The organism is Seohaeicola sp. 4SK31 (genome assembly GCF_028802875.1).
Classification (GTDB): Bacteria; Pseudomonadota; Alphaproteobacteria; order Rhodobacterales; family Rhodobacteraceae; genus Seohaeicola.
In genome coordinates this window covers 279473-293448 of sequence record NZ_JARAMP010000001.1, presented here as the reverse complement: position 1 = coordinate 293448, position 13976 = coordinate 279473, and the positions used below count along the sequence as shown (strand labels likewise).

At 63.8% G+C, this 13976-nt stretch carries 13 protein-coding genes; 1 reads left to right on the top strand and 12 read right to left on the bottom strand.

The annotated features are described in order from the left end of the window. From PVW27_RS01435 to PVW27_RS01390, 10 genes are all read right to left on the bottom strand, one after another. Positions 1-1035: a phosphotransferase family protein gene (locus PVW27_RS01435; protein WP_274554748.1), complete on the bottom strand. Its 1035-nt coding sequence runs from the start codon at positions 1033-1035 to the stop codon at positions 1-3. A gap of 15 nt (positions 1036-1050) precedes the next feature. Further along, on the bottom strand, positions 1051-1716 hold the full coding sequence (locus PVW27_RS01430; protein ID WP_274554747.1) for a histidine phosphatase family protein: 666 nt from the start codon (positions 1714-1716) through the stop codon (positions 1051-1053). After that, positions 1709-2692, bottom strand: a complete 984-nt coding sequence (locus PVW27_RS01425; protein ID WP_274554746.1) for an NAD(P)H-dependent flavin oxidoreductase — start codon at positions 2690-2692, stop codon at positions 1709-1711. The genes PVW27_RS01430 and PVW27_RS01425 overlap by 8 nt, the downstream gene beginning before the upstream one ends. Continuing rightward, complete coding sequence (locus PVW27_RS01420; protein ID WP_274554745.1) at positions 2692-3894, bottom strand: acetyl-CoA C-acyltransferase; 1203 nt, start codon at positions 3892-3894, stop codon at positions 2692-2694. The genes PVW27_RS01425 and PVW27_RS01420 overlap by 1 nt, the downstream gene beginning before the upstream one ends. 18 nt (positions 3895-3912) lie before the next feature. Then, positions 3913-4842 (bottom strand): SDR family NAD(P)-dependent oxidoreductase, encoded by a 930-nt coding sequence (locus tag PVW27_RS01415; RefSeq protein WP_274554744.1) that lies wholly within the window; start codon positions 4840-4842, stop codon positions 3913-3915. Beyond that, positions 4839-5321, bottom strand: a complete 483-nt coding sequence (locus PVW27_RS01410) for a MaoC family dehydratase (protein ID WP_274554743.1) — start codon at positions 5319-5321, stop codon at positions 4839-4841. Before PVW27_RS01410 ends, PVW27_RS01415 begins: the two co-directional genes overlap by 4 nt. A 4-nt stretch (positions 5322-5325) precedes the next feature. Further along, complete coding sequence (locus PVW27_RS01405; RefSeq protein WP_274554742.1) at positions 5326-6156, bottom strand: SDR family NAD(P)-dependent oxidoreductase; 831 nt, start codon at positions 6154-6156, stop codon at positions 5326-5328. A gap of 15 nt (positions 6157-6171) precedes the next feature. Then, positions 6172-7314: an acyl-CoA dehydrogenase family protein gene (locus tag PVW27_RS01400; protein WP_274554741.1), complete on the bottom strand. Its 1143-nt coding sequence runs from the start codon at positions 7312-7314 to the stop codon at positions 6172-6174. Beyond that, entirely contained in the window at positions 7311-8489 is a 1179-nt protein-coding gene (locus tag PVW27_RS01395) for an acyl-CoA dehydrogenase family protein (RefSeq protein WP_274554740.1), read from the bottom strand. Before PVW27_RS01395 ends, PVW27_RS01400 begins: the two co-directional genes overlap by 4 nt. Positions 8490-8646: 157 nt before the next feature. Next, a complete protein-coding gene (locus PVW27_RS01390; protein WP_274554739.1) occupies positions 8647-10278 on the bottom strand; it encodes a long-chain-fatty-acid--CoA ligase in 1632 nt (543 codons plus the stop codon). A 204-nt stretch (positions 10279-10482) separates the two neighbouring features. On the opposite strand from PVW27_RS01390, the gene PVW27_RS01385 reads away from it, so the two are divergent. Continuing rightward, positions 10483-11448, top strand: coding sequence for an NADPH:quinone oxidoreductase family protein (locus tag PVW27_RS01385; RefSeq protein WP_274554738.1), 966 nt, complete (start codon positions 10483-10485; stop codon positions 11446-11448). 3 nt (positions 11449-11451) lie between these two features. On the opposite strand, the gene PVW27_RS01380 is transcribed toward PVW27_RS01385, so the two are convergent. Both PVW27_RS01380 and PVW27_RS01375 read right to left on the bottom strand, forming a co-directional pair. Beyond that, positions 11452-12279 carry an IclR family transcriptional regulator gene (locus PVW27_RS01380; protein WP_274554737.1) on the bottom strand — a complete coding sequence of 276 codons (828 nt, stop codon included), beginning with the start codon at positions 12277-12279 and terminating at the stop codon, positions 11452-11454. Next, positions 12276-13976: a long-chain-fatty-acid--CoA ligase gene (locus PVW27_RS01375; protein ID WP_274554736.1), complete on the bottom strand. Its 1701-nt coding sequence runs from the start codon at positions 13974-13976 to the stop codon at positions 12276-12278. Before PVW27_RS01375 ends, PVW27_RS01380 begins: the two co-directional genes overlap by 4 nt.

The window sequence follows — 13976 nt, the reverse complement described above, 5'->3', positions numbered from 1 at the left end:
TCATCCTTTCCGCGCGGCATCCAGCCCGCTTTGGGCGAACATGGGAACGAAACTCCCCAGTTTGCGGGCCCGTTCCGGGTTCGAGGCATTGCCATCCACCGCCCGTTTCAGCACCCCTTGCAGGATGCTGCCCATACGGAAGAACGCGAAGGCCAGATAGAAGCCGAAGCTGTCGATCATGGGTATCCCGCGCCGCGCGCAATAGGCGGCGATGAAATCCTGATCCGACATCAGCCCTTCTGCCACGCGGTCCACACCCGCCAGCCCGCGCCCCTCATTGCCCGGCGGCATCGCCCATTGCATCAGCACGGCGGCAAGGTCCGCATAGGGGTGGCCCGTGGTCGACAGTTCCCAATCCAGCACCGCCAGACAGGCGGGGTGGTCCTTGGCGAACAGCATGTTGTCGATGCGATAATCCCCATGCACCAGCGTGCGCTGCCCGTCATCGGGGGGAATATTGGTATCCAGCCATGCGATCAACTCTTCCATCGGTTGGATGTGATCCATTTCCGAGGCGCGGTATTGCTTGGTCCAGCGGTCGATCTGGCGGCGGTAATAATTGCCTTCGGGGCCGTAGTCGTCCAGCCCCGTTGCCTTGAGATCGACGGAATGGATCGCGGCGAGCACGCGGTTCATCTCGTCCTGCACGGCGCGACGGTCTGGCACGGGCAATTCGGGCAGGCGCGGATCGTCGAAATGGCGGCCATCCACCTCGTCCATCACATAGAAGGCCGACCCGATGACGCTGTCGTCCTCGCACAGTACATGCATCCGGGCGACGGGCACATCGCTGCCAGCCAGTGCCTGCTGTACGCGGAATTCGCGTTCCACCGCATGGGCGGATTTCAGCAAAATCCCCGGCGGTTTGCGCCGCAGCACATAACGCGCGTTGGGTGTGATCAACCGAAAGGTCGGGTTGCTTTGCCCGCCTGCGAATTTCTCGGCTGTGATTGGGCCTGCAAAGCCCGGCAGGTGATCCGTCAGCCAGCGGGCGACGGCCTCGGTATCCAGCTGTGCGGCGGCATGGGTGGTCATGGCCCTGTCCTTTCCTCAGCTATAGGTCAGCAGCCGCGCAGCATTGGCGGCCGTGATATGCGGGGTCTCGTTGAACGTGCCCAGATGTTCACCGCGCGGCGTGACCACGATCCGGCACAATGAACAGTTCTTGATCTGGAGTTGCAGCCGGATCATCGCATCGGCGGGGGCGCCCATCACCTCGGCCACTGTCTGCCCGATGGCCCCGCCCGAGGTCACGACGATCACCTGTTCGTTTTCACCTGCGGTCGCCTGCGCGCGGGCGTCGCGGACGCGGGCAACAAAGGCGTCATAGGGTTCGGGCGGGTCGATGATGGCACCCGTTTGCCATTCCAGAACCGTCTCGCGCAGCATCTTGAAATGCAGGCGGCGGTCGGTGTGCAGATCCTTGGGCCTTTCCTGCCCGCGATAGCGCGCGTTCAGAAGGCCACCGAAGTCAAACTCGTTGAATCCGGGCAGGATACCGGGGGCGGTCGGGAAACCCAGCGCGGTGTTGATCCCCTCCCACGTCTCGCGGTGCCGCCGTTGCGCGCCGATGAACACCGCGTCGGGACTGGCCCCCAGCGCCTTGAGCGCCAGACCCAGTTCGCGCGACTGCTCATGCCCCAGATCGGACAGCTTGTCATAGTCAGCAGCACCGAAACTGGCCTGCGCGTGACGGATCAGCCAAAGTTCAGCCATTCACGATCTCGCGCATCTCGGCCTTCGCCGCTGCGTATTCCGTGACAAGCCTGTCCACCAGCGCACGGGCGGGCACTACCGCCTTGACCGCGCCGATCCCTTGCCCCGCACCCCAGATTTCCTTCCACGATTTCGGCTTGGACCGGCCCTCGCCGAAGTTCATGGAGGAGGCATCGGCTGTTTCCAGATTGTCCGGGTCCATACCCGCACGCAGGATGGACGGTTTGAGGTAATTGCCGTGCACGCCCGTGAACAGCGAGGAATAGACGATATCCTCCGCCCCGCTCTCGACGATCATCTGTTTATAGGCGGCGTCGGCATTCGCCTCTTCGGTGGCGATGAAGGGCGAGCCGATATAGGCCAGATCGGCCCCCATCGCCTGCGCGGCAAGGATGGATCGGCCCGTGGAAATCGCCCCCGACAGCAATACCGGCCCGTCAAACCATTCGCGGATCTCCGAGATCAGGGCGAGGGGCGATTGCGCCCCCGCATGCCCGCCCGCGCCTGCGGCCACCGCGATCAGCCCGTCAGCCCCCTTTTCAATCGCCTTTTTCGCAAAGCGATTGTTGATGATGTCATGCAGCGCGATCCCGCCGCAGTCATGGGCGGCCTGATTGACCTCGACCCGTGCCCCAAGGCTGGTGATCCAGATCGGCACCTTCCATTTGTGGCAAATCTCGATATCCCGCTCCAGCCGCGCGTTGGAGCGGTGCACGATCTGGTTCACCGCAAAGGGCGCGGCGGGGAAATCCGGGTTTGACTGGTTGTGGCGGTCCAGCTCTTCGGTGATCCGCTTCAGCCACGCCTCCAGCAGGATCGGCTCGCCCTCCTTTTCGCGGGCATTCAGCGCGGGGAAACTGCCCACGATACCCGCCTTGCATTGCGCGATGACCAGATCGGGGTTCGAGATGATGAACAGCGGAGAGGCGACAACGGGAATCCGCAGCCCCTGCAACTGTTTGGGCAACTGACGCATCAAAGCACCTCGAAGAGGCCAGCCGCCCCCATGCCGCCGCCCACGCACATGGTGCAGACGACGTATTTTGCGCCGCGCCGTTTCCCCTCGATAAGCGCGTGGCCGACCATGCGGGCCCCCGACATGCCGTAAGGGTGGCCGATAGAGATCGCCCCGCCGTTGACGTTCAGCAATTCGTTCGGGATACCCAGACGGTCGCGGGAATAGAGCACCTGCACGGCAAAGGCCTCGTTCAGCTCCCACAGGCCGATATCATCCATCTTGAGGCCGAATTTCTTGAGCAGGATCGGCACGGCAAAGACCGGACCGATGCCCATTTCGTCCGGCTCGCACCCGGCCACGGCCATGCCGACATAACGCCCCAGCGGCGACAGCCCGCGCCGTTCCGCCTCGCGCGCTTCCATGACCACGGCGGCGGAGGCCCCGTCCGACAACTGGCTGGCATTGCCTGCGGTGATGAAATCGCCCGTGGCGATCTCCAGGCCGTCCTTGTGCACGGGGGCCAGTTTTTGCAGATCGGCAAGGGTGGTGGAGGGGCGGTTGCCCTCGTCCTTGTCCAGCGTCACCTCGACATCGCTGACGACCCCTGTCGCCTTGTCCATGACCTTCATCACGGTGGTCATGGGCACGATCTCATCATCGAACTTGCCTGCGGCTTGCGCCGCCGCCGTGCGCTGCTGCGATTGCAAGGCATAGGCGTCCTGTTCTTCACGCGTCACGCCATAGCGGCGGGCCACCATTTCGGCGGTTTCCAGCATCGACATGTAAAGTGCCGGCTTATTCGCCTTGATCCACGGATCGCCCATCCGGAAGCGGTTCATCTTGTCGTTCTGCACAAGGCTGATGGATTCCACCCCGCCGCCGATGGCAATCTCCATCCCGTCGGTGATGACCTGCTTGGCGGCGGTCGCAATCGCCATCATGCCGGACGCGCACTGACGATCCAGCGACATGCCCGCCACGGTGACGGGAAGCCCTGCGCGGATTGCGGCCTGACGGGCGATATTGCCACCGGTGGAGCCTTGCTGCAGGGCGGCACCGATCACCACATCCTCGATCTCGGCGCCGGTCAGCCCGGCGCGTTGCACCGCATGGGTGATGGCATGGCCGATCAGGGCCTGTCCTTGCGTGTCATTGAAAGCACCGCGATAGGCTTTGCCGATGGGGGTGCGGGCGGTCGATACGATAACGGCGTCACGCATGGTCTGTTCCTTTCAGGGTCAATCGTTCCACGGCAGCGGCAGGCCACGGGCCTCGGCTGCCATGCGGGCATATTTGCGGGTCTGTGCAAAGGCATCGTGCATCTCGGCCTGACCACGCGGATCGCGGATCTGGCCCATCGCAGCAATGACACCTTCGGGTGACAGGGCATCGCCTTGCAGGGCGACTCCGGCCGTTTCAAGGATCTTGGTTTCGGTAAAGCAGCCAGCGCCCGCGCCAAGGATCATGCGGCTGGGCGCGTCATCGCAGACCAAGGCCAGAAGGCCCGGTGTGATCATCTCGGGTTGCAGCAGGTCAAGCGTTTCGGGCGGCAGCAGGCTTTCGGTCATCCGCGTGGCGGCTGTGGGGGCCAGCATGTTGACGCGGATATCGTATTTGGCCCCCTCCAGCGCCAGAACGTTCATCAGCCCCAGAAGCGAGGATTTGGCCGCCCCGTAATTGGACTGCCCGAAGTTTCCATAGAGGCCAGAGCCTGAGGTGGTATAGACGATCCGCCCATATCCCCGCTCGACCATATGCCGCCACAGCGCGTGGGTGGTGTGCACCGATCCCATCAGATGCACGTCCAGAACCTTGCGGAAATCCTCCATCGTGGATTTGGCGAAGGTCTTGTCGCGCAGGATGCCCGCGTTATTGACCAGAATATCCACATGGCCGAATTCGGCCAGCGCCTCATCCACCATGGCCTGCACTTGTGCGGGGTCGGTCACATCGGCCCCGTTGGCGATGGCGCGCCCCCCCATGGCGCGGATTTCCTCGACCACGGCGCGGGCGGCGTCGGAGGATTGGCCGCGCCCGTCGGTGGACGCCCCCAGATCGTTGACCACGACCTTCGCGCCCCGTTCGGCCAGACCCAAGGCATGACAGCGCCCAAGGCCCACACCTGCGCCGGTGACAATGGCCACGCGGTCGTCGAAACGGATGCTCATGCTGTGTCCTTCCCGAAATAGCGCCGGCCCAGCCATTCGGCGACCAGCGCGGGTTTGTCATGACCTTCGATCTCGACTGTCACTTGCAGCGTGGATTGCACCTCGCCGGGGCGGATCTCCACAAAATCGGCCAGAACGAAGCGGCCCCGGATACGGGCCCCAACCCTGACCGGCGAGACGAAGCGCATCTTGTTCATACCGTAGTTGACACCCATCGTGACCCCTTCGATCGAGGGCATCTGATAGACCATCGCCGATAGCAGCGAGAGGGTCAGAAACCCATGCGCGATGGTGCTGCCGAATGGTGACTTTGCTGCAGCCTCTGGATCAACATGGATGAATTGGTGGTCATGGGTGCAATCGGCAAACTGGTTGATCTGGTCCTGCGTGATGGTGAACCAGTCCGAGACACCGATCTCAGACCCAACCATAGCCTCGAATGCAGCGCGGCTGACGATGTTGGTGGCGGGCATGGTCATGGCTTTAGAGATCCTCGTTGAACAGGCTACCCGGCGCGTTCGACTGCATCCCCCCCGACAAGGGCAGGATCGCGCCCGACAGGTAAGCTCCGCCGCGCCCGCAGAGGTATTGCAGCGCGCCTGCGATATCCTCGGGGGTGCCGACACGGCCCAGGGGCACGCCCTGCGCAGATTTGCGGCGGCCTTCCTCATCGGCCAGCGCAAACGCAGTCATTTTCGACACGAAAGGCCCCGGCGCGATGGCGTTGACGGTGATGCCCATTGGCGCCAGGTCATTGGACAGCACGCGGGTCATGTGATGCACGGCCCCTTTGGACACGGCATAGGAATAGGTCATCGTGCCCTTGGGAATGTCGCCCATGACGGACCCCACATTGATCACGCGCGCGGGGTCGCCTTCCGTTTTCGCGGCCAGAAGCAGGGGCAGCAGGCTTTGTGTCAGGTGGAACATGCCCGTGACGTTCAGGCTCAGGAGTTTGTCCCAGGCGTCATAGGGATGTTCGCCCAAAGGTGCGCCCCATGTGCGGCCTGCGTTGTTCATCAGGATGTGCAGACGGTCGGTGCGCGATTGCACCTCGGCCACCAGTGCGGCGATACCTGCTTCAGTCGCCACGTCACCGCCGAACCCTTCAACAGATCCCGCGACACCCAAGCCGTTGATCTCGGCGGCTACAGCTTCGCAGGCATCCGCCTTGCGGCTGGCGATCAACACGCGTGCCCCGGCGGCGGCCAAGCCTTCGGCGGCCATGCGCCCGATGCCCGTGGCCCCCCCGGTGACAAGCGCCACCTTGCCAGTCAGATCAAACAGATGGGCGGGTGAAAGCGTCGATGTCATGTCATGTCCTATCCGTCAAAAGCCGCGCGCGGCAGCGATGATCGCGGCGTGATGGCCGTAATCGCCCAGCCATTCCGCGCCCACGCGGGCGCGTTTCATGAAAAAACCGATGTCATAGGCATCGGTCATGCCGATCCCGCCATGCATCTGCACCGCCTCGGACACGGCCAGTTTCGCGGTCTGCGCAGCCCGTGCCTTGGCCAGTGAGACGGCAAGCGCCGCGTCATCCGGCGTGGCATCCAGCACCCGGCCCGCGTTGGCGACAGCACTCAGCGTCACCTCGATCTCCGACCACAGATGGGCGGCGCGATGTTGCAGGGCTTGGAAACTGCCGATGGTGCGGTCGAACTGCTTGCGTTCCTTAAGGTATCCCAGCGTGATCGCGGCGGCCCCCCCGGCAAGGCCCGTCAATTCGGCGGCCAGCGCCGCTTGCCCCGCCTGCACACCGGGGCGCAGGGCGGCAAGGCCCGCGTCCAGATCGCCGATGATATCGTCGCCCGTCGCCGCGACCCCATCGAACACCAGCCGCGCATGGTCGCGGCTGTCGATGGTGGACAAGGCCTGACGTTGCAGCCCCGCGCGATCTGCGTCGATATCGAACAGGGTCAGCCCCTCGGTATCGCCGGGCATCCCCGATGTCCGCGCCAGAAGCAGAACGCGGCCCGCCGTCGATCCATCTGCGACGAACGCCTTGACCCCTGACAGGCGGAAGGCATTGCCCTGCCGTTCCGCCTTGAGAGCGGTAGTCGCAGGCGCGAATTTAGGGCCTTCGTCCAATGCCAGCGCATAGGTCGCCTCACCCGCCGCGATGGCCTGCAAGGCCCCCGTCCCACGCGGTCCCGCCTGACGCAGAACAGACGCGGCGATGACGGCGGTGGAGAGGTAAGGCGAGGCCGCTAGCACGCGCCCCATCTCCTCGGCCAGAATACCCGCTGCGCGGTGGCCCATATCGGCCCCGCCTGCATCCTCGGGGATCAGAACGCCGGTCCAGCCCATCTGCGCCATCTCGGCCCAGAGTGCGGGATCATGCGCGCGCCCCGCGTCACGATTGGCCCGCAGCGCCGACACGGGTGAGGCATCGGACAGAAACCCGCGCGCGGCGTCGCGCAGCATCACCTCGTCCTCGGTGTCCAGCAGGGATTGGGTCAGATCTTTCATTGTCCCGGCATCTCCAAAACGCGCTTGGCGATGATGTCCAGCATCACTTCGCTCGTGCCGCCCTCGATGGAATTGGCCTTGGTGCGCAGCCATTCCGGCGCAAGGCCGCCATGCGCGCCATCCCATTCCAGCCCGTCACTGCCAGCGGTCGCCATCAGCAGCTCATACCGGCGCTTGTTCAGCTCGGTGCCGTAATATTTCAGCATGGCGCTGGCATTGCCGACACCGCGCCCGGCCTCGGCCTGATCCTTGTAGCGGCCCATGGTCAGGTTGAAGGCCAGCGCGTCCACCTCGGCCTGCATCGCTTCGGCGCGCAGGATGGGATCGGCCAGCACGTTACCGTCTTGTGCGGCCAGAATCTGCCCGATGCTGCGCCCACCCAAAAGGCCGCTTGCCCCGCCGCCGATCATCTCGCGCTCATGCGTCAGAAGGTATTTCGCGATATCCCAGCCGCGGTTCAGCTCGCCCACAAGGTTCTTTTTCGGCACTTTCACATTGTCGAAAAATGTCTCGCAGAAGGGGGATTTGCCCGAGATCAGTCGGATGGGCCGCGTGGTGATGCCCGGTGTGTCCATATCCATCAGCAGGAAAGATATGCCCTTGTGCTTGGGCGCGTCACGATCCGTGCGCACCAGCGCGAAGATCCAGTCTGCCTTGTCGGCATAGGATGTCCAGATCTTCTGCCCGTTGACCAGCCAATGGTCGCCCATATCCTCGGCCCGCGTCTGGACATTGGCCAGATCCGACCCGGCCCCCGGTTCGGAATAACCCTGACACCAGCGGATCTCGCCGCGCGTGATCGGGGGCAGATGTTCGGCCTTTTGCGCCGGATTTCCGAACTCCAGCAGCGCCGGTCCCAGCATCCACAAGCCAAAGCTTTCCAAAGGGGGCGGCGCGCCGATGCGGGCCATTTCCTCGCGGTAGATCTTTTCCTGTGCGCGGCTGAGGCCCGCGCCGCCGTATTCCACCGGCCAGCGCGGGGCAGTCAGCCCGCGCGTGATCGCGCGGTCCAGCCACAGGCGTTGATCGTCGTTGGCAAAGGTCCAGTTGCGCCCGCCCCAGACAATGGCGGACTCGTCCATCGGGTGACCCAGCAGCGCGGCAGGGCAGTTGTCGCTGATCCATGCCGATATTTCGGCGCGGAAGGCGGCCAGAGCCTCGGTTGCGTCAGACATATCACCCCTCCCTTGGTTTTATGTTCGCAATGCGGAAATGAATTTCACGGCTCAGGCAACATCATCTGGTCGTGACCGTCAAGCGCACCTTGGGGCGCGACCGACATTCCGTAACGTGACATCCGGGGCAGGCGATGACCTGCCCCGTGACAGGCGATCAGCGCAGATCGGGCAGTTTGTAATCGGCGAACTGCTCGCGCAGGGTCAGTTTCGATACTTTGCCCGTCGCGGTCAGGGGCAGGGCATCGACCCAGACGATATCATCGGGCAACTGCCATTTGGCGAAATGATCGGCCATATGGGTGTTGATCTCGTCCAGCGAAGGTTTCACCTCGCCCGCCGCCACGGCGATCAGCACCGGACGTTCGTCCCATTTCGGATGGGGCATGGCAATCGCCGCGCAGGAGGCGATGCCGGGATGCGCCATCGCGACATTCTCCAGATCGATCGAGCTGATCCATTCCCCGCCCGATTTGATCAGGTCCTTGGAGCGGTCCTGAATCGTCAAAAACCCGTTCGGATCAATCGAGGCGATATCCCCCGTGCCGAACCAGCCCTCGGCATCGATCACCTTTTTCGTGGCCTCTTCGTTGTTGAAGTAGCCGGACACCACGGTGTTGCCGCGCACATACAATTCGCCCACGGCCTTGCCGTCATGGGGCTGGCGCTTGCCATCGTCGCCCACGATCTTCAACTCCACCCCAAAGACGCGGCGGCCCTGCTTGGCCTTCATGTTGATCTTCTTGTCGAAGGGCAGTTCGCGGACCCATGTGGGCATGTTGCCATGGGTGCCGATCGGGCTCATTTCCGTCATGCCCCAGGCGTGGCCAACGTTGACGCCCAGTTTCTCGAATGTCTCGATCATCACGCGGGGGGCGGCGGACCCGCCCACGATCACATCGCCGAACCCCTTGGGGATGCGGCCCTGCGCCTTGATCTCGGCCAGAAGGCCCTGCCAGACGGTGGGCACGCCCCATGCGGAATAGACGCCCTCATTATCCATCAGCCTGAAGATGCTGGGCCCGTCCAGCGCGGGGCCGGGCATCACCATCGACAGCCCCACCATGGGCGCTGCATAGGGCAGGCCCCAGGCGTTGACATGAAACAGCGGCACGACAGGCAGAACCTTGGCGCCTTCGGGGAAGGCCGACCCCATCACCAGCGCGATCATCAACCCGTGCAGCACGGTGGACCGGTGCGAATAAAGCGCGCCCTTGGGATTGCCCGTGGTACCCGACGTATAGCACAGGCCGGACGCTGTATTCTCGTCCATCTCCGGCCAGTCATAGGTGGTAGGCTGGCCGTCCAGCAACTCCTCGTAGCACAGCGCGTTGAGGGTGTTGTCCGGCATATGGGCGCGGTCGGTCATGATGACATAGACCAAAGACGCGGGCAGGTGATCCTTGAGTCGTTCAAGGATCGGCACGAAGGTCAGGTCCACGAACAGAACCTTGTCGCCCGCATGTTCGACGATATAGGTCATCTGCTCGGCGCTCAGACGGGGGTTGATCGTGTGGCACACGGCCCCGATGCCGGAAATGGCGTAATAAAGCTCAAAATGCCGATACCCGTTCCATGCCAGCGTGGCGATCCGGTCACCCGTCTCGATCCCCATTCCTTTCAGCGCGTGGGCCAGTTGCGACACCCGCGCCAGCGTTTCGGGATAGGTCTGGCGATGGACATCGCCTTCGGTGCGAACCGAGACGATTTCTGCCTTCGGATGCGCCTCGGCCGCATAGGTCAGGATGTCGCTGATCATCAGCGGCCTGTTCATCATCATGCCCTGCATGTGGTTCTCCTCCCATTCGCATTCATGTTGGGCGGACCCTAGCGCGATGATCCGCTTTGCCAAAGGCAAAAACCGAAGGCCGGGCGCGACTTTGCCGCTGCGTCATTCCGTCCCGGCGCTTGCTGGTGCGGGCGGGTCTGCCTAGGCTGGCCGTCAGACGCGCGCCGGGCTGTGGTCGCCGCGCCGGATCAGGAGGAGAATGCCATGAAAGCCGTCATCTGCAATGATTTCGCGCCGCTGGATCAACTGGTTTACGGCGACATGCCGGACCCGGTGGCCAAGGGCGATCAGGTCGTGATCCGGGTCGAAGCGGCGGGGGTGAACTATCCTGACGGCCTGCTGGTGCAGGGGCTGTATCAGATGCGGCCCGAGCACCCTTTCGTGCCGGGGATGGAAGCTGCGGGCGTGGTGGTAAGCGTTGGACCCGATGTAAAACGCCTCAAGGTGGGTGACCGGGTCGCCACTATATGCTCGCTGGGCGGCTATGCCGAAAAGGTCAGCGCGTCGGAAAAGCTGGTCTTTCCCATCGGGGACATGGACGCAGCCGAGGCTTGCGCTTTGCTGGTGGCCTTCGGCACCTCGCATCATGCGCTGAAACAGCGGGCCAATCTGCAACCGGGCGAGACGCTGGTGGTTCTGGGGGCGGCGGGGGCCACGGGCATCGCCGCCATCCAGATCGGCAAGATCATGGGCGCGCGCGTCATCGCCGTCGCATCCAGTGATGAAAAGCGCCAGATCGCGCGGGACAATGGCGCGGATGATGCCATCGGCTATGACAACCTCAAGGATCAACTCAAGGACATGACCGGCGGCAAGGGCGTGGACGTCGTCTATGATGTGGTGGGCGGCGCGGCCTTTGACGCCTGTTCGCGGTCCATGGCGCGCAAGGGGCGGCTGCTGATCATCGGTTTCGCGGGTGGCGAGATCCCGAAGTTTCCTGTCAATCTGGCCTTGGTCAAGGAGTTCAGTCTGGTCGGTGTTTTCTGGGGCAACTTCACCCGGTTCGAACCTGAGGTCTATGCCCAGAACATGCGCGAACTTCTGGGCTGGTATCAGTCGGGTCAGGTCAAGCCGCTGATCGAGGGACGCTATCCGCTGGCGCAGGCGGCCGAAGTGCTGACCCGCGTTCTGGGCCGTGGGGCCGTGGGCAAGATCGCCCTCATCCCCTGAACATCACCCTCCGATCCGGCCCACTTTCTGCACCATCTCGACCAGACGGGGGCCAAGGTCGTTCTCGATCCTGTCGCGCGGCAGGATATAGGCCGGACCGCCCAGATTGAAGGCCAGCATCGGCGCATCCCCCTGCGGCGAGCGATAGGGGACGGCGACCGAGTTCACATCCGATTGCCAGCTTCCCAGATTCGCATAGAAGCCGCGCGTGCGGATCTGTTCGGCGGCATCGGCAATCTCGTCCCGGATGCGGGGCCAATCGGCGGGATCGGTGCGGGCCTCGATCATCTCCATGATCTGGGCGCGTTCCACCGCATTGGTGCCCGCGATATAGGCCCGCCCCATGGCCGAGCGCGCCAAGGAGATGCGCGAGCCGACGTTGAGTTGCAGCGAAATCATCCCCCGCACCGCCCGCGCGCAGGCGATATAGGTCATCGAATGATCGTCGCGCCCGCCAAGGGCCACCATCACCCCGTCGCCGCAATCATCGGCCAGTTGCTGCATCAGGGGCTGTGCTGTTTCGCGCACTTTCAGACCGCCAAGGCAGGCATAGCCAAGGCTGAGCACGGGCACGCCCATACGGTAACGCCCCGTTCCCTCGTCATAGACAAGATAGCCCAGTTTCAGCAGCGTATAGGTCAGCCGGGATACGGTGGAATTGGGCAGCCCGGTCCGGTCGGCCAGATCACGGTTGCCAAGCCCCGACCGATCAGCAGGTGTGAAGGCGCGCAGGATGTCCAGACCACGATGCAGCGCGGTCACGAATTGCCTGTCTTCGCCGTGGTCCTTCTCGTCCACTTCGGGCGCTGTCTCTGCCGCTCTTTTCCTCACGCTGTCGTTCCTGTCCTGCTGTCTGTCTGTGCCGCGAATTCCGCTTCGGTCAGGACGCGCCACAGCACCTTGCCCGCGCCCGATTTCGGCAGGCTGTCCATGAAGGTCACCTGCGTAGGGCACTTATACGCGGCCATCTGTGTCTTGCACCAGTCGATCACATCCTGCCCTGTCAGCCGGTCTCGTGCAGCAGGGCTTGGCACGATGCAGGCCTTGACCGTCTCGCCCCGGCGGGGATCGGGGCTGGCGATGACGCAGACCTCGGCGATATCGGGATGCCGGTGCATCAGCGCCTCGACCTCGGCGGGCCAGACCTTGAAGCCAGACGCGTTGATCATCCGCTTCACGCGGTCCACCATGAAGAAATAGCCGTGCTTGTCGTAATAGCCCAGATCGCCGGTGCGAAAGAACGGCTTGCCGTCGATGGTCAGGAACGCCTCATCCGTGGCTTGTGGGTTGTTCCAGTAGCCAAGAAAGACCTGCGGACCGTGGGTCACGATCTCGCCCACCTCATCGGGGCCAAGTTCGGTGCCATCGGTCACCGACAGGATACGGCAATCCACATCGAACACGGGCACGCCAAGGCATTGCCGCTTGGGCGCGTGGACGGGGTTGATATGGGTCGCGGCCATGGTCTCGGACAGGCCATAACCTTCGATATAGTCCAGCCCCGTGATCGCCTTCAGCTTCGCCGCCACCGCCTCGGGCATCGCGGCCCCGCCGCCCCCCAGCGCCTTGAGGCTGCTCAGGTCATAGCTGGACACGTCCGGGTCGTTCACCAGATCAATCGCCATTGTCGAGATCGAACGCCAGCGCGTCACGCGATAGCGTTGTATCAGCCGCGCGGCATGGGCGCGGTTCCAGCGGATCAGGATGACGATGCAGCCGCCCGCAAGGATCGGGCCGTTCATCGCGGCCTGCATCCCCGTGACGTGGAAAAACGGCAGCGTCGCCAGATGCACATCGGTTTCGCGCGAGGGGTTCCAGACCACGCCGCCATAAGCCGTTTCCATCACCGTGCGGTGGCTGTGCATGCAGCCCTTGGGTTGGCCCGTCGTGCCGGAACTGTAGGGGATCAACGCCAGATCACCCGGCTTTGCCAGATGCGGGCCGGGGCGGTGCCCTGCGGCCAAGGCGTCAGCCCAGCGGGTCAGACCGGGTCCTGACACATCGGCGCTGTCCAGACCGGCCAGCATGTCGGGCAGCGGAATGTCATGGGCGGGGTCGGTTCCTGCGGCGTAGGTGGCAACCAGAACCCGGTCCAGCAGACCTGCCGCGATCAGCGGGGTCGCATCGTCCAGACCATCCTGACCGCCCAGCATCAGCCGTGCGCCGGTGTCGCGGGCCAGATGCTCAAGCTCTGCCCCCTTGCTCATGGGGTTGACGGGCACCACCACCGCATCGGCGCGCAGGATTGCATAATAACCGATCACGAAATGCGGGCTGTTTTGCAGGCAGAGCAACACCCGGTCACCGCGTGCGATCCCCGCCTCGGCCTGCATCCACCCGGCCAGCCGTTCGACCCTGTCCAGCAGATCGGCATAGGTGATCTCCTGCCCGTAGAACACCAGCGCCGGACGGTCGGGAAAGCGGGCGGCACTGGTGGCCAGATTGGCGAACATGGTCTGGTCGGGCGCGTTCAGGGACTTGGGCATCCCCTCGGGCCAGATCGCGTGATGCAGGGTCATTGCGGGCAT